A 23,859-nucleotide genomic window follows, 5' to 3' on the forward strand; every position below is an offset into this window, starting at 1 on the left:
ATTTAATTTTGGTAGCTGTCAGAGCTCATACATAAAGAAAGACTTAGACATAGTTGGAAAATTAGCTGCAAATAATTCCCCTTTTTCATCATACAGACCATTTTCAATCCCGCCCCTTATTTTTATATCATAAAGCCCTCGTATGCGTATCACCGGTAATCAAGTGGTTATTTATGGGTGCCTTCCAGAAGTTTCGTAACTTTTGAAGCCATTTATTTCATAGTTACTTCAATGGTTTTTAGAGAATAAATATTTTATTTTACCTCACAATAAAATACATTGTCAATAATAATTTTACAAATTTTCAGAAAAATGTTACAATAGTCTTATAACTTTTTTTAAATCGTATTTCGAATTCCGCTGTCCTTTTTGCAGATAGAATTTGGATACGTTTTTTTAATATCCTTTTTAAGCGCGGAAGAAAAAATAAAACAAATGTGCGAGCTTTGAAAGGAGTTAGTTGAATAAAATTATTTATTTTCTATCTAATAGTAAACGAATTTTTATTCCATAAGGAGGACTAGAATAATGAACCTAATCAATAAGAAAGTTACACACAAGCATTTTGGTACGGGTAGTATAGTTAAACAAAATGATTCTAGTATTGAAATACATTTCGCTTCGGAAAATAAAATGTTTGTTTTCCCTGATGTATTTGGAAAGTACTTAAAACTACATGATAAAAGTGATGCTCTTTCACTCGAAAAAATAATAAAGAAAAAGGAAATGGAACGAAAGGAGGAAGAATCGAAGAAAGAAGAGGAAAAAAAGCTACAACGTAAAAAAATCGAACTTCGCTGGGAACACGAAAAACTTATGAAAAATCATAAACTTCATCCCGAATCACAAATGGTTTTCTGGTGTGACACAGAAGAAAAGAATAGTTCCTTTTCTGAGTGGGAAGTTTTTTCAGGCGTATTAAAAAGTGGGAATAACAAAGGAAAGCCAAATAAACCGAGCCGCTTGCACCAAAATAGCGCTGTCCTATTAACAGCAATAGATTCCGGTATGCCTGAAAAAGACAGACGTATCTTAGGTGTCTATATGGTGAATGAAGATTTTATCGGTAAGCTTTGTATAGATGGAAATATTCCTGCTCATTCAAAATATAGAATTCAACTTACAGAACAGGAATCAGATCAGCTGCTTTTCTGGAAATATTATATAAATGAAAAATTCCCCGAAAAAATGACATGGAATACAGGTAAATACCGTTATTTTAAAAATTTATGGATGGCTCAAATTTTGCTTGATATCGTTTCGTTGAAAAGTGACCCAAATGAACGTGAATTGGCACAACAATTTTTTAAACATTTTTGTAAAATGAATCAGATAACAGCTCAAGAGTTACCAAAGCCTAATGGCGCATTAATGCGAATTTAGACGTTAGCCCAAAGCTAATAACAATGACAGGAGACTGACATATTCTCTCATCTATCACTAATGCTGAACAGTACCTTGCTCTGTTTGCTAATAAATATGTGATGTTAATATAATTATTTATCAAAAGCGAATTCTTATTATAGGATTCGCTCTTTTTGTATTAATGAAGTACATAAGCACCCTGATTATACAGAATTTAAAAATGATGGTACTATGAATAATTGATTGGGAACAAGCCTTTTGCAGACTATTTAAAAAATCGATTGACGTTATCTTATTCTCTAGCAATATTTTAAAATGTATGGACTAGAGATATAATTTTAGTTCTAAACGGTGGTGTAAAAAATGAAAAAAGTTTCAATTGATATTTTGATAATCATAATCGGGGCATTCTTCTTTGCACTTGGAGTCAACCTATTCGTTATTCCAAACAATTTAGGTGAAGGCGGTGTAACAGGTGTAACGATTATTCTTTATTATGTAATGGAATGGTCGCCTAGTATTGTCAGTCTTGTAATCAATGCCATCCTATTAGTGATTGGCTATCGATTCCTTAATAGGCAAACGATAATTTATACAATTATCGCCGTTGTCTTCAATTCCTTTTTCCTGCATTTAACAGAGCCTTGGTCGATTCAATCAGATGAAATTATGATTAATGCTATTTTTGGTGGGGTTTTTATTGGTGTTGGGATTGGATTAATTATCCGTGTTGGCGGTACTACAGCTGGCACGACTATTTTAGCGAGAATAGCGAATAAATTCCTCGGCTGGAATATTAGCTACGCGCTACTATTTTTCGATTTAATCGTCGCCTTTTCGTCCTATTTCATTATTGGCGCAGAAGCACTGATGCTGACGATTATGATGCTTTACATTGGGACAAAGGTGATGGAATTCGTCATTGAAGGTGTGAACCCTCAAAAAGCGGTGACCATCATTTCAAAAAATCCTAATGCCATTGCGGATCAAGTAAGCTATAAAATGAATCGTGGCGTAACAGTCCTGGCTGGGCATGGCTATTATACGAAGGAACAAAAGGAAGTTTTATATATCGTTATTAGCCGACAAGAAGTCATTAAACTAAAAAATATCGTAAAAACGGTAGATCCGGATGCCTTTATTGCAGTCCATGATGTACGTGATGTATTTGGAAAAGGCTTTATCGAGCTATCGAAGTCCTAAAGCTGTATATATGAACGAATGAAGCCGCGCAACGGAATTGATTGCGCGGCTTTTTTATCGGAATGTGCTGCTGTCATTCATTAATTAGATGAATATTGAAGCAAACCACTTAAAAAATAAGTACCTATTTTTCACTGCTACATATGATTTATATAAAAGGGGGAGAAGGTTATCGTATTTACGGAAACAATTGATCTTCAAGGCAATTTATTTACAGCTGTTACCGTTCAGTTACCTAAAACAACATTGCTCACAATTTCGAATGAACGTGGCTACATTATGTGTGGTGCACTGGATGTGGGCTTGTTAAATGAAAAATTAGCCGATCGCAAAATCATTGCTGGTCGCGCGGTTGGGGTACGAACAATCGACGACTTATTAAAAGCGCCATTAGAATCCATCACATACGAAGCAAAAGCGTGTGGCATCGAAGAAGGGATGACTGGCGAAGAAGCGTTATTAAAATTGATTTAAAAGCCAAATATGTATGTAATTGATTCACCACCGAATTCTGGGGTTGTTATTCATAATTGTTTATAAATAGGCGGTATGAATAACCACTTTACGTGGAAATATGCTCGGTTTCAAGTAATTTAGAATAATGATATAAAAAAGTACTAAGCGCAAAACAACATAAGCTTGTTGTTGCATTTAGTACTTTTCGTTTATTTAGTAGTGCTTACTACACTATATATTTAATAATTTAGATTGATATCGAATTTCTGAAGGATGACACCTATTTTCTATCGCCGCTTCTATTATTTGCATTTGTTGGCGCTCATCGTCTGATACTCTTTTATTTTTCATAATCCTTGCTCTCTATAAACCTATCAAAATCATCCTTCTTTGGCTCGACTAATCGCTGTTGATGAAAGATTCCATATTGCTCAGTAGCAATTTGTTCCGCCAATTTTGCGCTAATTTTTCCTGCGTTCGATAAAACATCGTGCTCATTGAATTCTAAAAATGCATCCAGCTTTTGTGCCCAATCTTTCATATGCATCGGTTTTTTCTTTTTCGCCTGCAACTCTGCATAATCCAAATACATCGTTACAATACGATTTAAGTCACTTAGCTCATCTTGTGTTAAATAGTTTTTCGCAACTGTCACATCATTTTTGCGCACTTTATCGCCTTTCCAGTTTGTTAATCCCATATTCGGCTTCGTTGCGTCCGCGCGCTCTACAATTAATTCAGAAGCTGTATGTCCGTGAATGGCAAAGTGAAGCTTATTTTGCACCGTTGCAAAGAACTCTCTTGCAATCGTTGAATTAGGATCATAATCAATCGATGTTGCATAAATGTCCGTGATTTTTTGGTTGAAGCGTCTTTCTGATGCTCGAATATCGCGAATCCGTTCAAGTAATTCATCGAAGTAGTCTGCACCAAGATTACGCATGTCTTTTAGGCGGTCATCATCCATCGTGAATCCTTTGACCATATATTCATTTAAACGCTCTGTCGCCCATTGTCGGAATTGCGTACCGCGATGTGAACGGACACGATACCCGACTGCTATTATCATTTCAAGATTATAGAAAGTTACTTCCCGCTCTACTTCTCGACTACCTTCAACCTGAACTATTCGGTTTTTCCGAATAGTTGCTTCTTCAGTAAGTTCACCTTCAGCATAAACATTTTTTATATGCTCATTAATTGTTGAAACACCTTTTTGAAACAGCTCTGCCATCAATTTTTGCGTCATCCAAACGGTTTCATCTTCTAAGCGCACTTGAATTTTCGTGTCGCCGTTTTCGGTTTGATACATTAAAAAATCTGATTCATTTTGCATTATCTCACCCCTCGTATATTAGTACTATCACTATGATTGTAGTAATATATAGGTTTTTGAGCAACTTTTGTAATATCTATTATAAGTAGATGAGCAATACAAGAATTTATTAAACCGGCATGACAGCACAAAATGCCATAAAGATGGAAAGTTCACAACGTTACGGCGTTTTTATTCACCGAAAGTAGGAGCAGCATGTCAGAGAACCATTTGCTATTTTCAATTTTTAAAGAGCTTAGGCTGATACTTAGTCTCACTGTTGAGCTCTTAATTTACCCCGCTTTTTCGATGGTATAGGCGAGGCTTTCCTATTTAAATTTTTATATCTAGTCGCCGTACTCACTCATCAAACAAAGACAATTGTTTTTTCTCGCCCACATATTGTAGGGCATCTGGTTGCTTGTCCGCAAAAAAAGCTTTGTTGAGTTGCTGTTCCTTTTGAATTACCTGATGTGAGGCATTGCGCACAGAGCGTAATCGGCAGCTATACACGACTGGGAAATAATCAGCGATGAATTTCCCCTCTGCATGGGCGGTCAGGGCAATCATTTGGAAACCAAGTTGCTCCGCAATATAAAAGACTGGGCTTAGCACATGGTCACTCGATGCTTTACCGAATGGGTTATCGAGTATGAGGACACGATCTTTTTTTGTATTGCTTGGACCACCTGATTTTTCTGAAATAAATTTTAAAATACCTAAATACAGCGCCATATTTTTACTCCAGCTTTCGCCACCTGACCACTGATTAGACTGTTCCCAGCTATAGAAATTTGTAGAAATGTGGCGTTCACTTTCTACCTTTCTACATTTCACCTGCATTTTTTTATTGCCGAGTACTTGTCGTAAAAGTGGTACAGTTTGTAAGTACTTTTCTAAAAACTTACGAATCGCTGCGACATCTTCATTGCCGTACTCATCGCGATATTTATCTTGATCCAATGTTGTAAGAATCCAGTTAATATAATCACGAATGGCCTCTTTCGCCTCGTGCTCCTCCCATTCAGGGATTGAAAATTGGAAAATATATTTCGTTTCGTCCTCTGTGCGAATACGTGTTTTTTTCGGGATTTCTAGTAAATTGTGACGTACACGCACAAGCTGTTGAACGGCATACTGAATGATTTGCTGCTGATCCTTATCGTATTCTTGAATGGCCGTATCTGCCAAATGAATGGCATGTTGAATCGTTTGACGAATGAGCTGCTGATGCTCTGTTATTTCTTTATACGTATAACGGTTTTCAATGCCGTCTATCGTTACCTTGCTTAACTTTTGGTCCTGTAAGCTTGCACAAAATTGGCGGAACTGCTGCTTTTCCTTTTCAATCATTTGCTGCTGACTTTGTTTTTCCTTTATGCGCTCCGTCAAGCTCGCAAATAGATGTTTTAGCTCCTTTTCAAATTCATATAAAAATGCTGTTTGCTGTTCTTTTGACAATGGGTACAGTTCCTTGACTTGATTGAGCTGATGAGCAAAATATGCCTCACGTGATTTGTCGTCGGCATCTGTTAATTTCATTGCTTGTTTATGCAAGCGCTCATGTTCACTTTTCAAAAAGGTTTGCTGCTCTTCTAATTGTATTTGCTCTAGTTGCAGTGTTTTTTGTAATTGCGCTAAAGGCTGTGTGCGTACTGGAAGGTCACCATCGTATTGCTCAAGTAATACGATGATTTTTCCTTTTAGCTGCTGTAGCTCAGTGTCCTGCTGTTGCGCCTCTTTTTTTGGCTTTTGTTGCTCATCGAGTAGATGCTTCAGCTCTTTTTGCAACGATTTAATGCGCTCCTCAGGCTGAATTGGTAGTGCCATTTTGGAATTTAAGTTTGGATATTCTTCAAGCCTTTGTTTAAGCATATGCGCGTATTGTGCTTGTAATTTTTCTTGCTCTGCGATGTGATCGTTTAATTGCTGAATAGTCACTGATACTTGATTAATTGCATTGGTAATATGCTTTACCTGTAGATTTAGCTCATGCTCCGATAATGTTGTTGGCCGCGCGTGTAACGAAGTTTTTTCCAGATAAATATCGTGATTTAAAATGTCGCGGTTTATCGTGTAGGTTACATCACGTTCTTCATTCACGACATCCAACCACCGCTGTTGTAGGTCTTTTGTTTGCTGATCAAGCTGCGTGATGTTTTGTTGTAGATGCGTAACCTCCGCTTTGTCCATTTCATATTGCTCTTGTAGTGGTTGCAACTGCTTTTCTGTGCGCATATACTCTTGTGCCTTAGGAATACGATCGAGTTGTAAGTGTTGTAATTCTTCTTTCTCCTGCTGGTGGATGTTTGTTACTTGCTGCAATAATTGTTGGCATTCTTCTATTTTTTGCACTAGCTGCTTTAAGTCGTAAACCGTTTTGTTATAAGATTCCGTCGCTTGAAAATGCTGCTCTGTTAAATCATTGACATACGTATATGGATACTTTTTTAAAAATGAAGTAAGAATTTCAGACACGCGATGAACCATATTAAGCTTTTCTTCTACTTTTTTACGCTCTTGTTCTAGTTGGTCTGCTTCTTGCATCGCATTACGCTTCCATTGTAAAAACATTTCCTGATCTACATGGTCACGCCAAAATAACGGTGCAATCCATGATTCATCAAACGCCTCTCCTTGCACTAATCTCCTTGCTTCCTCTCGTGCTAGCACAATAATGGGGGTCGTCAGTTTATCGGCGATGACATGTACTTTATCAATTAATGCCTGCTTTTCATGGGCCGTTGTAATGAGTGTAATTGCCCAAAATGGATAGGAGGTCTGATGCATTATTTCTTCTTCGAGTGTTTGCATATACTCCACACCTGTTTGGATATAGGTAAACTGTGACCATTGCGGCATTTGCTCTGCTACATAAGCATCCGCAAAAAACTGATTTTGAGCACCATAATCGTCTAAATAGCGATTTGCCTTACGTTCTAGCACAAGTTTATCTGCACGCTCCGCCTCTAATTGCGTCCGTTTTTCTTGCAGCTGATTTGTATAACTCGTTGCACGGTCATAAATCGATGCACTCGTACTCATTTGATGGAGCACTGTTCGCAAGGCTTCTTTCGCTTCCGTCTCACTTTGCTGTTGCTGCTTGATTTTCTCATCTAATCTACCTATTTGAATTTCCAGCTGTCCTTTGTTATCAGTGAGTAATTGTTGCGTTTGAAGCTGGTCATTTACTTGCTGTTGCAATTGCTTTAAGTGATCCTCATGCTTACGAATGGAACGCTCTAGTTGTAAGACACGCGCTTTCCACTCTTTTAGTAAATCGTCTACTCGTTCATTTTCATTTGCTACTAATTCTCTTTTTAATCGGGCTAGTTGCTTCGATTTATCTTCAATAAGAGCTTCATTTTTTGCCATGCGACTGCTCGTATCCTCTTTCTTTTGGCGAACAGCATCTAGTTGTTGTTCTATCTCCTGCTTTTGTTCCTTTAATTGCTTGGCCTCGAATTGCTTTTGTTGCTGCTGTTTTTCTAACTGCTCTTTTTTTCCTTCTAATAGAAACAGCCATTGCCCTTTTAACAGCTCTAGCTCATTTTGATAGTCATTGACATCTTCTTTTTCGTTTTCCTGTTGGAGCATTTGTTGATTATATGCAATCGTTTCCTTTGTTTGCTCGAGCTTTTGAGCATCCAATGCATATTCTAAAGAGATTTTCTCATGCCGAACAGATTGTCGTTTTTCCTCTATGCTCTGGAGTAGCTGTTGTGTATTGGCTAACGCTTGTTGAAGTTGTTGTTGTTTATCCTGCTGTTCGTAGATTTCTATTGCTTTGTCCTGCCTTAATAGCTGTTGCTGTATGTCCTTTAAGCTATTAAGTCGGTCCTCAATACTCGCAACCTCTTGCTCTGTCTCTTCTTTTTGCTGGCGTAAATAGGACATATACGATGCTGTACGCTGTTGCTCTTCCTCATAGCTCGTTAACGCATCTTGATAAATACGATAGCGATCGACATAGCGGTCCATCTGCTCCTGCATCGCACGGTATTCAATTTTCTTTTCATTAAACTCTTTATATTTTTTTAAATTGCTACGTTGCTTTTCAAATTGATCGGTCATACTAAGTGGATTAAAGTGCTTATCTGCATTTTCAACAGAAGGAATCAACAAGCGATCAAATAACTCCTGTGTTCCTCTACACTCCTCAAATACCTTTTCAATACCACCCTCCGCGCTATTCATGACAATCATATTTTCCCATTCCTCACGAATGATGAAATAATTGCTTTCTAAATAATCGGTAAATGCTTTAATCGACTGTAGAAAAAGCTTAGCACGCATCGGAGTTTGCTGCACAACACTTTGATAATACAGGTGAATGTCATCTTTACTCGCCGGATATTGCATACCTGCTTCCTGCTTTGTAAACGGTATAGCATCGATGCTATGTTTATCACGCTCACTGTACGCATACACATAACGCAGTGACTCAATTTTATTGTTTTTTGTATAAAGCGTCACAGCCGTCACGACATATTGACGTGGTCGCTCGTTTAATAGCCACTCAATGGCAATATGAGCAGGGCCCTCCTCTAAATAGAGCGTGTCTTTAATATTTCGATTAGATACAGAGGCATGTGGAATAATGGCCTGCATTGCCGCCTGTATAAACACGGTCTTGCCACCGCCATTTTCTAATAAAACCGCGCCATTTTGTGCATCAAATTGAAAGGTTTCATCATGTTAACGTTTTAAGCCTTGCTCATAAATAATATTAGCGAAGCGAATTTTACTAATTGTCGGCATCGTCTTCCTCCTTCATGCCATATAAAAAGGCGATAATTCCACGATTGTATTCCGAATCCATAAAGTAATTTCCGATAATGACCTGTGCTTTCTCTGTGAGCTCATACTCACCCATACCGGTTTCAACTAAAATATCCTCATCCTTTAAAAAGCGACACGTCGTATGTAAAAAACTTACGCGACTCACTGTATTGGCACTTTGTCGTTTCGCCGTTTCCTTGACATCATCTAGCCCGTCCCATTTTTCTAGCAACATATGCCAGCGATAAGAATATTGCTTCTCCTTTTCCTTCAATGTCCCTTCGTTATATTCACGAAGTATAGCCATCCGACGATCAATCGCCTGCATCCATTCTTCTAACGTAATAAATGGACGTGTCGGATTTTTCGAATGAAACGCATTATAAAACTCACCAATAACACAAATCGTGGCGAAATACATCAAATATAAATCATCATTGCGTCCCTTTGATTTAAAATACTCACGCTTTAACGCTTCATTCGTCACATGAAAGGGTGAAAGCTTTGTCTCAGGAACAAGTAGCACTTCATTGCCCACTTCAATACAAACGGCATGTACCTTCTTGCAAAACATTTCAACAAGTGCCCGAAAGTCCGTATCAATTTTAAATAAACGCACAACATCGCCACTGACACGTCCATCCATTGCAAGCTGACTATACATATCAAATGCATGCATAATTTTTTCCTGCTGGTATAGCATTTACATTACCTCCCGCCAGTTAAACTGCAAATTTTGAATCGTAAAACGTGATGTTGCACTTAAAATCTCTGGAAGCTCTTCTATCACTAATTGACGCTCACCTAGCAATTGAGACGCCTCTGCTAATAAATGCATCGATTGCTCATCGTTTGTTTGTGCATCCTTTTGGAGTGGTGCACGCTGATGACAAAGCATTAAAAAATCATAAAAGTATCGCTCATCTACTGACAAGGTTTCATGCTGTTTTAGATGGTCTAGCCACTCTGACAACATCCAGCTTTCACGGCCTTCAGCAAATGTGAGCATCTGTTTCATGTAGGCACCGTACAATGCGCGAACTTGCTTTGCATATTGTTCACGCTTCTCTTCTGACACAATTTCCTCATAACGTGCCAGCTCTGCACGTTGCTCTTCCTCCGACCATGACTGTGCGCCAAATATACTGAGTAGTGACCACGTTTTCACATGACCAATTTTTAAAAAGGGAGCTAAAATACCTTTCATTGATTCAAGTGGCAATGGCGTACTTACAATTTCTGATACAATTTCTTTATCGAAATTAAAATTGTCGATGCCAATGCTATACAATGATTGCTCAGCTGCCTCTAATGCTTCTTGCTTAAGCTTTAAGCTATGAGTCAATAAGGCTCGATGCTGCTCATGGACTGACATTAATGCTTCATCAATTTGCATAAGCATTCGAAATGCACGGATGTCCTCCTCATTTGTTGTCGACTCCGATGCCTTCTTCGTTTCCATAATGAATTGATGTAGCTCCTCAAACTCTGTATTCTCCCGCTGCAATCTTAAATTCCGGTCCTGTAAAACTTCCATAAAACGCTTTTGTGTTTCCATATTAATAATATTGCGTTTAATCTCATACGAAAGCTTTTCCATTCGCTCATGCAACTGCTCTACATCCATACGCATTTCATTGATTTGACGTAATGCGCCTTGCAGCTCTCCTTTTTCAAGAAGCTTACGCAGCATTAGCTGATGAATAGATAACTGAAACTCCTGGAAATATTCCTTCGTCGCAAATATAAGCTCCAGCCCATCATCATCTAGCTGATAATATTGCCGATTTTCTTTAGCATCAAAAAAGTCTGTTTTTAAAAAGGAAAACGAAATTTCTTCTGTTAGGTTTGTCTCCCAATTCAAAAAAGAGTAGGTTTTGTAATACCCTTTCGCCGGTCGAAATGTGTTCTTTACTAAAAAAACTAGCTCAGACACTCGCTCATCCGATACGTTATAACGCGTTTGAATGAGTGGGCGTAAATAATTTGCTGCCTCATCTATACCAATCTTCGTTTCACGCATTAGTTTCATTTCAAAAAAATATAATAGCGTTAAGAGTCCAAGCATCCGCATATCGATTTCTTGCTCATCCTCATCTATTTGACGCTTCGCCGACAGCTCATGTAATGGCTCAAATAAAAAAATGCGCCGCATACGTTCCTTCACATCTGCCGTAATATTAAAATTCCACTCCATCCAAATCCTCCATTATATCCGCACTCATTTCGCACCATATTTGCTGAAGCGTCCTTGTCACTAACACTTCCTGTGAGATATAAAACCGCTTATCTAGTAGCTGCTGACACTTTTGCTTAGTGTCATGATTTAATTGTCCCATAAATACTTGGATCGCCTCTTCATCGATTAGCTGCTGCTTAGGAATCGGCTTACCTTCGTGTGTAAGAGCTGCCTTATAAAACGGCAAAGCCAGCTCAATCGGTTGTTGCTTGTGCAATAAATACCAAATAGAAATCCCAGCAAAGTCAATATCGCCAAAATAGTAATACGTATGCTGTACATTTGGCAGTGGCAGCTGTTTATCAAATAAGCTAAAGCTACCGACAATTTCAAAACCTGCTCCATACAGTAATGTTGTAAAGCAAGTAGCTGAAAGAGCAGGTAATAGTGCCTCATATGTTGTTTTATTTTCGACGATTAAATGAAATTGCGATGAGCGACCAATATTTTGCGGATTTATAGCAAAACGTAACGGCTCCTTTGCATCAACAATTTGCATACTCGTCCATAATCCTAGCCGCTCTAATACACATCTACCGCCCTTATATTGTATCCATTTTTCATCTCCAACAAGCTGCTGACTCCGCTCAGGTGCTGGAGCTGGTACTGCTGGCAAGCCATATGTAGTAATATAGTGATTAATTTTTTCAATGTATCGTAAATCCTGCTCCAGCTGTTGCTGCGTTAAACGATAGTATACATCTAATGAAATGCTCATATGAAGTGTTAACTGTAGACGCTCGATTATTTCACGCAGGGATTTTTTTGCGGAGTGCTTTAAAATTTTATATTTGTAGTAAAGTCTCGGTGTTTGAGTGGTTTGTCCAGCGCTTTTCACAGGTTGCAGTAAATTTTGGTCTACAAGTTGCAGCACTAGCATCGCGAAATTCTCATACGTTTCTGGTCTTCCAACAATTTGTTCTAATTGTGAGAGGGTAATAAATGACTTTTTAAATTGAATAAGCTGATCTTCCAACCGTGCACCTCCTAATTATTTTTAGTATAGCAAATCAAGGGGAGTTTAACCAAAAGGGGGACGTTATATGGTAGGAAACAAAACCTACATGAAAATTGAAAATATAAACGTTTAAAAATCGAGTAGTGTTATGCAGCTCCCCCCTCATGAATTTAAAGAAAACCGAAGCACAGCACATAAAATTAAGTACCTATTTTTCACTGCTACATATGATTTATATAAAAGGAGCATTCCTGTTAGAAGGATTTTCAGGGGCTTGAAATAAAAAAAGTCCTCTTGTATGATGCTTGAGTGTCAACGCTCATTGACCCAATCACCACACAGGAGGAACCCGTATATGAATAGTAATACGAACCAAAAAATTAATCAAGTTTCTGAAAATACTTTAGTAATCGGTATCGACATCGCCAAGCACAAACACTTCGCTTGTGCGGTAGATGATCGTGGCCGTGTGCTCCAAAAATCGTTTCCAATCCTGCAATCTCGTATTGGATTTGAAGGGTTTTACGAGCGTTTGCTTGCCTTAAAAGCAGCGCATGAAAAACAAGAAATCCTCGTTGGATTTGAGCCAACAGGTCACTACTGGATGAACTTAGCAGCGTTTTTAACGCATTACGGAATTCCGTTTGTGATGGTCAATCCAATGCACGTCAACCGCTCGAAAGAACTGGACGACAACCTGCAGACGAAAAATGACCAAAAAGATGCGCTTGTCATCGCACGTTTAATGCGAGATGGACGCTTTAGCTATCCACGGCTGTTAGAAGGCGTGGAAGCCGAACTACGAAACGGCGCGACATTGCGCTCTAAAATTCAAGAAGATTTAAACGCGCTTCAAAATCGCCTCATTCGTTGGTTAGATCGCTTCTTTCCCGAGTTTCCACAAGTCTTTAAGGACTTTGGGAAAATGGCGTATGCGGCGCTCGAAATGACGCCATTACCCTCGGATATTCAAGGGAAATCACCCGAAGAGCTTCTCTTCTTATATCGCCAAGTAGAGGGAATGAAAAGCCCTCAACTACCAAAGGCAAAGCAATTAGTTGAAGTAGCCCAAAACTCAATTGGACTAACAGAAGGTTTAGTGATGGCCAAATATGAAATCGCCACACTGCTTTCCCAAATCAAATTGATGCAGGCTCAACTCGATGAATTAACGGTTCAGCTCACAGAGCTAGCCAAACAAATGACCGATTATGATTATTTAGTATCGGTACCAGGAATCGGAGACGTAACCGTTGTCGAGTTACTTTCAGAAGTTGGTTCTTTCACGCAATACGAGCATCCACGCCAATTAATTAAGCTAGCGGGACTTACATTGCGCGAAAACTCTTCTGGTAAGCAAAAAGGACAAAAGCGGATTTCCAAACGAGGCAGACGGAAGCTACGAGCCCTTCTGTTCCGCGTGATGATGCCTTTGATTCGCCATAATCCAGCATTTAAAGCGTTACACGAACATTACACCACACGCGCCGTCAATCCACTGCGTAAAAAACAATCCATTGTCGTCCTGTGTGGTAAATTACTCAAGATTTTACACGCCTTGTGCAACAAGAAAATGATGTTTAACGAACAACAAATGATGAAGGATTTCACCCAGCTTCAAACGGCTGCATAAGCGGCACCATCAGCAGTGAAAGTCAAAAGGATGACACGGAGAAGCCGGCATTATTTATTCCATCCGACCGTGATGAATTGAAACGAGTCCCTATAGGAGCATCGCCAGCCTCTGCCTTATGAATAGACCGAACGAAGGAATGTACGCGCAAACAGACGCCTAGAGACATGGGAGGGTCCGTCATCATAAGCAACGCAGAGATCCAAAAGTGCATCAATATACAGCACGGGATCAGGAGGATCATTACCAATTAATGGTTCATCCTTTAGCGGAGCGTTCGAACGGATTGTAAGAAAAATCAATAATTACAAAATAAAGATAGGTGTACGTGTCGAAAAATATTTTTTTAGACACTCAAAAATGGCGTGAGACATTGATACAACAACATTTATAGAGGGAGGAGAAGGTTATCGTATTTACGGAAACAATTGATCTTCAAGGCAATTTATTTACAGCTGTTACCGTTCAGTTACCTAAAACAACATTGCTCACAATTTCGAATGAACGTGGCTACATTATGTGTGGTGCACTGGATGTGGGCTTGTTAAATGAAAAATTAGCCGATCGCAAAATCATTGCTGGTCGCGCGGTTGGGGTACGAACAATCGACGACTTATTAAAAGCGCCATTAGAATCCATCACATACGAAGCAAAAGCGTGTGGCATCGAAGAAGGGATGACTGGCGAAGAAGCGTTATTAAAATTGATTTAAATTGGTTTAAAAGCCAAATACGTATGTAATTTTAGGGGAAATGAGATCCAGCAAATTTTCCTGTGCAAAAAAATGACTGGCATCTAGATTCAATACTTTTTGCAAAAAAACCGCTCTTTCAATTTCTCGAAAAAGCGGTCTATCTATTTTTCATTGCCTATCCCTAGGTTCAATCACAATTGCCTCTTTAAATCGCTTTATTATAATAAGAAGCTTTGTTCCCTTTACTTCTCTTTACGGCTAGCAGCTCTTCTAATTTCTGAATATATTCATGATCTGTTGATATTCTTGTAAGGCTCGTTAATAAATATGGTCTCAATCCGGAATTAATTTTTTGGCATCGCGCAAGATTAATTAAATACTTGGCCATCTTAAAAGACTTCAAGTGCGTATGCCCTTTTTTAAAATCCTTCTTCGTATTGACGACCATATATTCTTGCTTTCGCCCTTTATAAAAAGGAATAATAATAAACTCATCTTTTTTGAAAATTTGATTCATATTATCCTCATCCTTTTCGAATATACTCATAAACCGCCTTTCACTTACGGAGAAATACCAATCACGCCGCTTTCCTACAATCCCCTCTCGCCTCAGTTGTTTAATTGGCCTTACTTCTCCTTACCCTATTTATCGATTACTATATTCCAAATTTGATGAAAAAAGCACCTTTTTTAAACACTATTAACAATTCAAGCACGTTTTTACACCGCTTTAATACAGAATATGAAAACTTAAAGACAAGGGCAGGACAATTGCTGTGATTTCTTCAAAAAAAGAAAGGTGTCTGCCATAATGACATCGAAAAATTCGCCTTTTGTCCGAGTCGGTGGAATTAGTGAAATTCGGCATATCTAAATTTATAAAAAAGACTAAGAAGGTCCTTTTTAGGTTAGAATACTCATAATTTATAAGTCGGTGTACAAAGGGTGATTATTTAATGAGTGTTATAGTACTAGAAAACAAAAGGATCATTCTAAATGGAATTATTAGGTATGAGTTAAATTCTGATGAGATGTACTATAGAAATGATATGGAAGAGGAAAGATTTCTTTTCATATTTCTTATTAATCAGGATGACCTTTGGAGCGAACATTGTTTCAACTATTTATATATTGAGATGGCTGATGGCACTTTGTATAAATATTATTCTGATAAAAAGTTATATGATGTAATGGAGAAAATGGCTAACTATTTTGAAGAAAAAGGCATTGCTAGTGAGGTAGAAAATTGTTCTTATGATGATCAATATGTTAGTGAAGCTTTAGAAGCAATACTTGAAGTAGATGAGCATTTAGAACAAGCGGTTGAAAGCTATGTCAAAATTAGAGATACGTTTCTATTCGTTAATGAAGATATTTCAGCTATAGCGAATCGAATTGATCATGCTTTTGGAATTATATAAGCAGGAAAAAATCAGCTTTTTTGACGTTAATATGAGAGGTTTTTGTACGTTTTGTCTATGAAATTACAGTTGCTATTCTTTAACCAATGAGGCAATCAGACTCTGTGTCATGGCGTATATGAAGAAGTATAATGAGGGATAAAATTAGAAATGAATTTATCGCCTCATGCAAATTTGCGGTTTGGGGCGGTGATTCGACGTCATTTATTTCTACTGTCTCCTTAACAGGGAACAGTTCATAATCATTTGCTTCCACCATCCTGTGCAGTTGATTTACCAAAATAATAACCAAATACCATCGTTAAAATGGATAGTGTATACTCCACCGGAATTCTTTCTAAAATCGCTAAATAAGCAAATACGAGAGCAAATATCAATGTAATGATTTTCCGCACTTCTATAAGTGCTATTAGTTTGTTTTTCATTTCACTACGCTCCTTCCAATTGATCTAGACATTTATGTGCCGAGCTAACAGACCCTTCAAGCTTTGCCTGCTCATTCCGATAATACGGCGGTTTCTTTCTGGTCGACTTTAAAGATTGCTCGTGATGATTCGACACTGTCATTAATCGGATATAACTTTCCTATGGTTATTGATGTTTAGGATGTTAATTAAAAAGCTGTAATTTCATAAGAAAAAAGCTGTTTATTAAGCGTGGTTATGGCATTCAATTTATGCCATGAATGGCAATGAAGCATATTCAGATTCTCGTAAATTTATTCATAAATCTCGTCGCTTGACATGGAGCCTCTATCGATATGATTTCGGCTAACAAAGCCAAGCAGAGAGCTTAGCTGGCAAAATAGCCTATCATACACGAACCCTCCACGTAAAGCGTAGTTATACAGAATATTATTCATACCCTACATTGCCATTTGTAGCATTCGTTAATTGCCATAACCAAAGCGTAAAATAGACAGTAACACTTTGAAATATCGAACAATCATTTATTATTCAACACATGAAAATGCCGTCGTTACAGGCTTAAATTAATTTTAAAAGCATTTGTAAAAAAATTGTCCTACATATATTTTAATATATTCGTGATTTGGTAAATTTGGTATACAACTTATTTATAAATAAGCGCTATCTGATGCTGAAAAAGGCGTTTGTCACTTATTTAAATTTAAGTCGTATATGGATTTAGGTAAATAGCAAAAAATAGATTTGAAAATGTGTGATTTTTTATATCTTTGCAAAACCAGTCAAGCATTAGAAAGAAATAAGCAATGATTAAAAAGCAGCCTAATTTTTATTTTAATTTTGGCCTGGAAATAATTCAGAAACTAAAGTCGTTTTACTTTTCGAAATTAAAAAAGTGTCAAAATCCTTTAGATCTAAGGATTTTGACACTTTACGAAACTTATTTTTTCATATGGAGACGGCGGGGCTTTTGGGAGCACCGCCGAGGATTGCCGTAATAGCAGTGTTTATAAGGTTTTTTAGTGCCTTTGTAAAAGTATTAACTACGGGTTTAACTACGACAGGTGACTTTTTAACAAAATGATTCAAATTCAAAGTCGAGAAAATCTGTTTTACTAATTACTCTGGCACATACACCATGTGCATTAGCTTGGAACCATAAACTAGCTCGAGTAGAAATTAATTCATTTAGTACTTTTAAATTTAGAGAATTTTCTTCTTGTATCCTTAAAAGATAAACACAGTCACTTACTGGTATAAATCCATCTTCTATAAATGCCACTTTTCCTATACATCTTTTCCCAACCCTAGCAACTAAGATATCTCCAGGTTCAGCTAAGCGTACCTCTTTTGGAAAATCAGAAGATTTATATGGAAATGTATAGTAAACTTTATTTTCTTCAAAGGTACTTGTATGAAAGTATGGTACTTGTAAGTTATCTAGATACTTTTTAGACTTATTTCCCCTTTTTAAAAGAATATCCATATCTTTCAGTTTCAGAAGAGATCGACCATTTGTTTTTTTTATATTCTGTTTCCAAAAATGATAATCATAATCCATTCTCTGTATTAATTCATTCTTATTCACAGATATTTCATTAATTATTACTCCATCTAAATTAGACTTTGCTAAAATAACTTTTTTGAACGTTTCTTTACCTTTTTCTATAATCAAAATATGAGTTCTTGCCTCGGTCTTTTGGAAAACTTTATCAGGTAATTGAATAACTTTTTTCAATTTATGATATTTTAATAAATCTGCTCTAAATAATTGGAAAGTATGATTGGTTAATAAACTATCTGGTAATATTATGGCTAGTTCACTACCATCTTTAAGATAAATTAAATTTTTGACTAAAAACATAAGGTCTGTTGGAATATTTTTCAAATCTTTTACACTCTCAAAACCAGCTCTATCCAAAAGATCATAATCATGATTATTAGGTTTATATTTTAGGTACGGGGGATTACAAATAGCGAGGTCAAAGTTATCTTCAAAATGTGATAAAATTTTATTTAAATTATTATCTAAAACGTTTCCATTTTCCACTTTAACAAAATTCAAACTTTTTCTTATATGCTCTACAATTTCAAAATCAATATCAATAGCAGAGTATTCGGCTGCCCCCCATCTTTTAAATGCAGCTAAACTCAATGAGCCATTTCCTATACCTAATTCGAGAACTTTCTTAGGCTTTTCTACTTCTATTTGAGATATTAATAGATGAGATATTTTATCCTGTGTATAATATCTACCTAACTCTTCCATTCATAATATGCCCCCTTCCATATCCATTTATCATAGCATCTCTAAAATTATAGTAAATATCTTTTTCCACTGCATTGGTAGAAGAATCTTTAAAAATACCATAATACTTTAAAAAAATTTTTTTATCGCTTCTATAATCTAGTTTCCAATATTCTGAACGTTCTTTAAAAGTTCGTTCTAAAATAATTGAAAATAATTGATTATTTATTACTTTAACTAAATTTTCACATACTTGTACAATCTCATTTAAATGATCAAAATCTCATTAACATTGCATTAAATTAAAACACTATTCATCAAGAGTCCTTCTAACTAAAAAAATTCCAAAACAAGGTATTCCGTTGCACAAAAAAACTCCTTATAATTAGGTTTGGTAGTTCTGTCCAAATCCCAATTAAAAGGAGCCAACCATGAACAAGGATACCACAAAATCCACATTAAATGAATTGTTAAAAGTACTAAATGAGAAAACATTTTTAAAAATTGTGAACGTCTCCAATCTTGATTATTACGTGAAAAAGCTGTCAGCCTATAAGTTTTTACAACTGTTCATCATTGCACAGCTGAATGAAAAAGATTCGCTCAAAAAATTGGCGAAACATCTGAAGGAAACTGAAGAGCTTCAAACCTTTGTTCAAATGGGTACCATTAGTTCGTCGCAGCTTTCACGCAGACAGTCCTGCTTGACGCCGGGCATATTTGAAAAGGTCTTTCGCCATCTCGTCGTTGCCGCCCAGGTAAAATTGAAGAGAAGGCAACCGTTTGTTCGGGATATCGATCAACTACTTGTTATCGATTCTTCTACCATGTCCATGAGTCTGAGCCAATATCCCTGGGCTACGTTTCGAAAAACCAAGGCAGGTGTTCGTCTGCATTTACGCGTCGTTGTCACAAAAGATGTGACGCTCCCAGATCAGGCGGTTCTTTTGCCGGCGAAACATGCAGACCGTACGCAAATGGATACGCTGGTGGCGTTCGATTCCGATGCCATTCATCTGTTTGACCGAGGCTATACGGACTATAAACAGTATGACAAATTGTGTGAGAAAGAGGTTCGCTTTATCACGCGATTGAGGAAAAATGCAAAGATTGAAGTGCTGAATGAGCAAGCCCCAGACGTTGAAAATAACATCTTTTCGGATCAAGAAGTCTTTTTGGGGGATGAGCAGAACCGCACGAAAATGTCGAATTCGCTGCGTTTAATCCGAACAGTCGATCGCGAGAAAAATGAAATCATTATTCTCACAAGCTGTTTCGATTTGTCGGCGAAAGAAATTGGAGACCTCTATCGCTACCGCTGGAAAATTGAAACGTTTTTTAAATGGATGAAACAGCACCTAAGAATCAAAAAGTTCTTCGGAAAAAGTCAGAACGCCGTCTACACACAAATCTGGATTGCTCTGATTACGTATTGCCTGCAAGTATTGCTAAAGCTGGAACTGAACCATGATGGACCACTTTTAGAGATGAAAGAAACGCTTCAGAATCTTCTTTTCAAGCCTTTTGAAACTTTTGTTAAAGCACTTTTCAGACCGCCGACAAGGCAATCCAAAGGACGAAAAAAGCATGATTGGGACAGTGAGTTTCAGCTCATCGTCAAACAGTTTGACGAAAGAGAGGTGGAACATTTAGACAATTTAACGTACGACCCGATTTTCTAGGTTATATCATATGTAAATAATTTACAATTTGTGGATGAGGACTACCGCTTATGCCCACGTTGACTTTTTTTCAAATACGGAGAAATCGTTCGTTCTGAATTTTCAGATATATGAGTCAGGTAGGTATTATGCCCCTTTTGACAAATGTTAAAAATTTTTATGCAACGCTAATGTCAAAATCTATAACTATTGGCTTCTCAATATACTTTTTATATGTATTTAAACCAAAATGCATAGCATTATCTGAACCCAACATTCCAAACCTATGTACAATACAATGCCTTAATTGACATACATCTGAAAATTCTTTAAACACTGTGTCTGTATTCTTTAATGTTACACCTAATAAACTCTTCAAAGTCTCTCTAATATTCTTCCCATTTGTAAATGAGTATCCTTCAAGTAAGGCCTCAGGTAACATTAGCAAGTTTTGATTCGATATAACTGCTCCATATTTTAAAGTTACACCTTCACATTTAGTTTTAGAAATCTCATCATTTATAATTATAGACCTTATTAATTTCCTAATAAAACTTTCTACGGCAGAGACACTTCCTAAAACTATCATATTCGTTAAATCTTTAGGTATATTCTCAATACTGCTTTCATAAGGTCTAATTAACCTAAACAGAGCTTGCCTTTTTTCTATAAAATCATCAATAGCTGATTGTTTAGGTTCTTCATATGTTTCATCAAATAATCCTTCTGTACTAAAATTACTAACAGGTGTATGGCTACTTATAACATAATTGAACTTTGACATTATGCTAAAAACTCCTCTATTAATATATTTACTGTATTAATAATTTTCCCTGCTTTCTTTACTCCAAATCCATTAGGTTTCGTTAATTCTTCTGATATATTGGCACTTGCTAAAAAATCTTTTACTGTTCTTAAATCTGTTTCTTCCAAAATTTTATTCTTTTGCCATTCAGTTAAAGGTAACTGATCAATAGTTAATCGCATACATTCCTCAAAAGTAGATTTAGATACTAGCTCACTTCCACAGTTGTGGCAAAACTTTTGATTTTCACTTAATCTATGAGCCCCACATTTAAAACACGAAGGTAGATCTAACTTTAATCTTTGTAAAGCTTCTGCACTTAGAATACTTTGAATACCCGTTTTTCTATGGGGGTGTTTCTTATCTGGACGTTCTAAAAAACTAATTATTTCACTTATTTTAAAACCCCTACTTGTAGAAAAAGCTTTCTTTTGTAAGAGTAAAAGAAGATGAGGTATATATCTTTCATATTCTCGCTTTGGACCATGCTTAACTGGAGGTAGTTGATATAGCATACCTGCCTCAATTAAAAACTGAAACATACGCTGTGTTGATTTATCAGTGACGTCCCCTATTCCAAATATAACCTGTTTTGTTTCCTCATCTAACACTAATTTTTTATTTAAATCCGCTAACTCACTTACTATTGCTTCAAGAATTTCCATCCCTACCTCCAATATGCTACTATATTGAGGTAACTTTTGTTTAATAGAAATATATTCATCTTTTAACAATTTACTTCTCTCATCAATAATTTGATTAAATTTACTTTGTGTGGAACCTTTTTTTAGTTCATAATCTCTTAATATTGTTACAAAAGCTCTAGGATTGCCAAAAGAAGCATATTTTATCAAAGCTTTTATATTAGAATCTAAAGTTGTATTTTTAAATCGTTTTTCAAAGAATTCTTCAATAAAACTATTGTAGTCTTCTCCAAAAGGATTAAACCACAAACTAATAGAATCGACATCTTGTTTCAGATGAAATCTAGGTCCATATTCTGTAGTTCCTGGGTATACAGATGCTTTAGGAGAAATACTAATTGTTTTCAAACTTCTAAACACATCAAAAAATTCAATCATATATTCCTTTGTTAAAGTTAATGCTGCATCATCTAAAAGTAAAATAGCTCGTTTCCTTTTAGCAGCCTTCATGGAAGTGTTTATAAAATTTGTTGTACTAAATATTGTGATATTATTTAAGATTTTTTCATGCCAAGGTTCTACTACATTTTTTTCTGATTGTGCAACAAATTTCAACAACTCTTCTTCAGTTATCTCCTCAAAAAAAGTTACCTTTTTGTTGCTTAGTTTCTTATTACTTTCTGAACAACCTAAAATAATTTTACTCAACATCCATGTGTGAAAAATCTTAATTGCAGCTGGATTGCTCGAAATTAAGGGCTCTAAGTGATAATACTTACTAAATGATACATAGATAGAAAATGGCTTTTTAGAATCTTCTAAGCAATTTTTTTGGGCTATCTTCATTTGGTGTGTTTTACCAGTACCTCTTGGTCCTATAAGAACCTTAGCTCCTTTTTCGATTAACTTCTTCTGAACCTCTTCTAAAATTTCACTTTGTACATTCCATTGTGAAAGTAAAGTTTCTTCTATATAATCTGCTCGTTCTTCATATTCATTTTTATCTTTTACCATCATACACACCCCTTTATATAGCTTTCAGCAAGTAATTTAGTATATTCGCTTAAACCGTATACTCCAACGACTTCTTCAACTCATCCAAATCAATTCTCATTAATTCTTTTATATGTTCATCTGAAACAAGTGTAAGGTCGTATGCTTCCATTTCTAAGAGCAGCGTATATGCCACACCATGAAAATGGGTAGGTTGCCACTTTAACATATCAGGATATTTTTCTTGTACAACAGCTTCCGCTAATTTGATAACTCGATTATATTCTTCTTGTTCCATAAGTTTACCTCCCACGAACTATAAAATGGTCTTTATAGTAAAAACAAAGATAACCTGTACAGGGAATTCCTGACACATGCTATCTTTGTTATAACATATCCTATTCACTATATTAAGGACCATTTTAAATTGTCCCTATTTTGTCGCAAAATTTGTTCCAATAATAAAACAAAGCTCCACCTCATAGAATTTGAAATGATTGATTGTCCCAAGTTTTGTCCCTATCCCTAACTAAAACTCGCTATTAGATGATTTCTAATACATTTAATGTCCCCAATTTGTCCCAAGTTTTGTCCCCAATTCAAAACAAATCTTTATTTTAAAGGACTTTTTTAATTTGCATTGTCCCAAAATTTGTCCCTATTTAAGATTGTACTGTGTATTTTGTCCCCGAGCCTTTTCCGATTGCAACGACGCCATCAGCTGCCATTTCTTGCATTAACCTGTGCACTTGTTTTCGGTCCATTCCTGTCATTTGACGAATTTCTTTATTAGCCAATGGGCGATTCTTCAATACAGTTAAAAGCCTTATTTTAATCGCTTCTTTATCAAGGCTTTGCTGACGCTCGTATTTCATATTTTCTTCTAATATGTCATAAGTATAGCGAGTTAATGTATAGTAGCGTCCTTTACCTCGCCCTCTTGGCTCAATTAAATTAAATTCATTATGCATCTTCACCAATAGTTCCCTAGCTTGCTCCGCACTTCTTTGCATAACA

At 36.5% G+C, this 23,859-nt stretch carries 19 protein-coding genes; 7 read left to right on the forward strand and 12 right to left on the reverse strand.

The genetic code is table 11. The features are described 5' to 3' along the window. Positions 1 to 528: 528 nt before the first annotated feature. The 3 genes from MKX47_RS15635 to MKX47_RS15645 all read left to right on the forward strand — a co-directional run bounded on the left by MKX47_RS15635 (position 529) and on the right by MKX47_RS15645 (position 3,042). The gene (locus MKX47_RS15635) at positions 529 to 1,383 is read left to right on the forward strand and encodes a malate synthase (RefSeq protein WP_340775974.1); all 855 of its coding nucleotides are present in this window, start codon (positions 529 to 531) and stop codon (positions 1,381 to 1,383) included. Between the two features lie 345 nt (positions 1,384 to 1,728). Next, positions 1,729 to 2,568 (forward strand): YitT family protein, encoded by an 840-nt coding sequence (locus MKX47_RS15640; protein WP_340775978.1) that lies wholly within the window; start codon positions 1,729 to 1,731, stop codon positions 2,566 to 2,568. Between the two features lie 171 nt (positions 2,569 to 2,739). Beyond that, positions 2,740 to 3,042: a YunC family protein gene (locus tag MKX47_RS15645; RefSeq protein WP_340777846.1), complete on the forward strand. Its 303-nt coding sequence runs from the start codon at positions 2,740 to 2,742 to the stop codon at positions 3,040 to 3,042. A 322-nt stretch (positions 3,043 to 3,364) separates the two neighbouring features. Here the strand turns inward: MKX47_RS15645 and MKX47_RS15650 are convergent, their stop codons facing one another. The 5 genes from MKX47_RS15650 to MKX47_RS15670 all read right to left on the reverse strand — a co-directional run bounded on the left by MKX47_RS15650 (position 3,365) and on the right by MKX47_RS15670 (position 12,336). Then, positions 3,365 to 4,360 (reverse strand): virulence RhuM family protein, encoded by a 996-nt coding sequence (locus MKX47_RS15650; RefSeq protein WP_340775981.1) that lies wholly within the window; start codon positions 4,358 to 4,360, stop codon positions 3,365 to 3,367. 339 nt (positions 4,361 to 4,699) lie between these two features. Next, positions 4,700 to 8,968, reverse strand: coding sequence for a hypothetical protein (locus MKX47_RS15655; protein ID WP_340775983.1), 4,269 nt, complete (start codon positions 8,966 to 8,968; stop codon positions 4,700 to 4,702). 118 nt (positions 8,969 to 9,086) lie between these two features. After that, on the reverse strand, positions 9,087 to 9,824 hold the full coding sequence (locus MKX47_RS15660) for a DUF6063 family protein (RefSeq protein WP_340775986.1): 738 nt from the start codon (positions 9,822 to 9,824) through the stop codon (positions 9,087 to 9,089). Then, positions 9,825 to 11,318 (reverse strand): replicative DNA helicase, encoded by a 1,494-nt coding sequence (locus tag MKX47_RS15665; RefSeq protein ID WP_340775988.1) that lies wholly within the window; start codon positions 11,316 to 11,318, stop codon positions 9,825 to 9,827. After that, entirely contained in the window at positions 11,302 to 12,336 is a 1,035-nt protein-coding gene (locus MKX47_RS15670) for a Wadjet anti-phage system protein JetD domain-containing protein (RefSeq protein ID WP_340775991.1), read from the reverse strand. Before MKX47_RS15670 ends, MKX47_RS15665 begins: the two co-directional genes overlap by 17 nt. A gap of 337 nt (positions 12,337 to 12,673) precedes the next feature. On the opposite strand from MKX47_RS15670, the gene MKX47_RS15675 reads away from it, so the two are divergent. Together MKX47_RS15675 and MKX47_RS15680 are read left to right on the forward strand one after the other, a co-directional pair. Beyond that, positions 12,674 to 13,951 carry an IS110 family transposase gene (locus tag MKX47_RS15675; protein ID WP_340775994.1) on the forward strand — a complete coding sequence of 426 codons (1,278 nt, stop codon included), beginning with the start codon at positions 12,674 to 12,676 and terminating at the stop codon, positions 13,949 to 13,951. A gap of 409 nt (positions 13,952 to 14,360) precedes the next feature. Further along, the gene (locus MKX47_RS15680) at positions 14,361 to 14,663 is read left to right on the forward strand and encodes a YunC family protein (RefSeq protein ID WP_340777846.1); all 303 of its coding nucleotides are present in this window, start codon (positions 14,361 to 14,363) and stop codon (positions 14,661 to 14,663) included. Between the two features lie 187 nt (positions 14,664 to 14,850). Here the strand turns inward: MKX47_RS15680 and MKX47_RS15685 are convergent, their stop codons facing one another. Beyond that, the gene (locus MKX47_RS15685; protein ID WP_340775996.1) at positions 14,851 to 15,162 is read right to left on the reverse strand and encodes a hypothetical protein; all 312 of its coding nucleotides are present in this window, start codon (positions 15,160 to 15,162) and stop codon (positions 14,851 to 14,853) included. 439 nt (positions 15,163 to 15,601) lie between these two features. Here MKX47_RS15685 and MKX47_RS15690 point away from each other — a divergent pair, with 439 nt between their 5' ends. Further along, positions 15,602 to 16,066 carry a DNA polymerase III subunit alpha gene (locus tag MKX47_RS15690; RefSeq protein WP_340775998.1) on the forward strand — a complete coding sequence of 155 codons (465 nt, stop codon included), beginning with the start codon at positions 15,602 to 15,604 and terminating at the stop codon, positions 16,064 to 16,066. A 242-nt stretch (positions 16,067 to 16,308) separates the two neighbouring features. On the opposite strand, the gene MKX47_RS15695 is transcribed toward MKX47_RS15690, so the two are convergent. Next, positions 16,309 to 16,491: a hypothetical protein gene (locus MKX47_RS15695; protein ID WP_340775999.1), complete on the reverse strand. Its 183-nt coding sequence runs from the start codon at positions 16,489 to 16,491 to the stop codon at positions 16,309 to 16,311. 1,072 nt (positions 16,492 to 17,563) lie between these two features. After that, on the reverse strand, positions 17,564 to 18,760 hold the full coding sequence (locus MKX47_RS15700) for an N-6 DNA methylase (RefSeq protein WP_340776000.1): 1,197 nt from the start codon (positions 18,758 to 18,760) through the stop codon (positions 17,564 to 17,566). Between the two features lie 410 nt (positions 18,761 to 19,170). On the opposite strand from MKX47_RS15700, the gene MKX47_RS15705 reads away from it, so the two are divergent. Beyond that, positions 19,171 to 20,421, forward strand: a complete 1,251-nt coding sequence (locus tag MKX47_RS15705) for an IS4 family transposase (RefSeq protein ID WP_340770156.1) — start codon at positions 19,171 to 19,173, stop codon at positions 20,419 to 20,421. 157 nt (positions 20,422 to 20,578) lie between these two features. On the opposite strand, the gene MKX47_RS15710 is transcribed toward MKX47_RS15705, so the two are convergent. The 4 genes from MKX47_RS15710 to MKX47_RS15725 form a co-directional block, all read right to left on the reverse strand. Continuing rightward, positions 20,579 to 21,184 carry a hypothetical protein gene (locus MKX47_RS15710; protein WP_340776001.1) on the reverse strand — a complete coding sequence of 202 codons (606 nt, stop codon included), beginning with the start codon at positions 21,182 to 21,184 and terminating at the stop codon, positions 20,579 to 20,581. Continuing rightward, positions 21,184 to 22,863, reverse strand: a complete 1,680-nt coding sequence (locus MKX47_RS15715) for a zinc ribbon domain-containing protein (protein ID WP_340776003.1) — start codon at positions 22,861 to 22,863, stop codon at positions 21,184 to 21,186. The genes MKX47_RS15710 and MKX47_RS15715 overlap by 1 nt, the downstream gene beginning before the upstream one ends. Positions 22,864 to 22,912: 49 nt before the next feature. Beyond that, entirely contained in the window at positions 22,913 to 23,140 is a 228-nt protein-coding gene (locus MKX47_RS15720) for a hypothetical protein (RefSeq protein WP_340776005.1), read from the reverse strand. A gap of 364 nt (positions 23,141 to 23,504) precedes the next feature. Beyond that, a complete protein-coding gene (locus MKX47_RS15725) occupies positions 23,505 to 23,855 on the reverse strand; it encodes a hypothetical protein (RefSeq protein ID WP_340776009.1) in 351 nt (116 codons plus the stop codon). Between the last annotated feature and the right edge of the window lie 4 nt (positions 23,856 to 23,859).

The sequence above is a fragment of the Solibacillus sp. FSL R7-0668 genome (genome assembly GCF_038006205.1).
Taxonomy (GTDB): Bacteria; Bacillota; Bacilli; order Bacillales_A; family Planococcaceae; genus Solibacillus.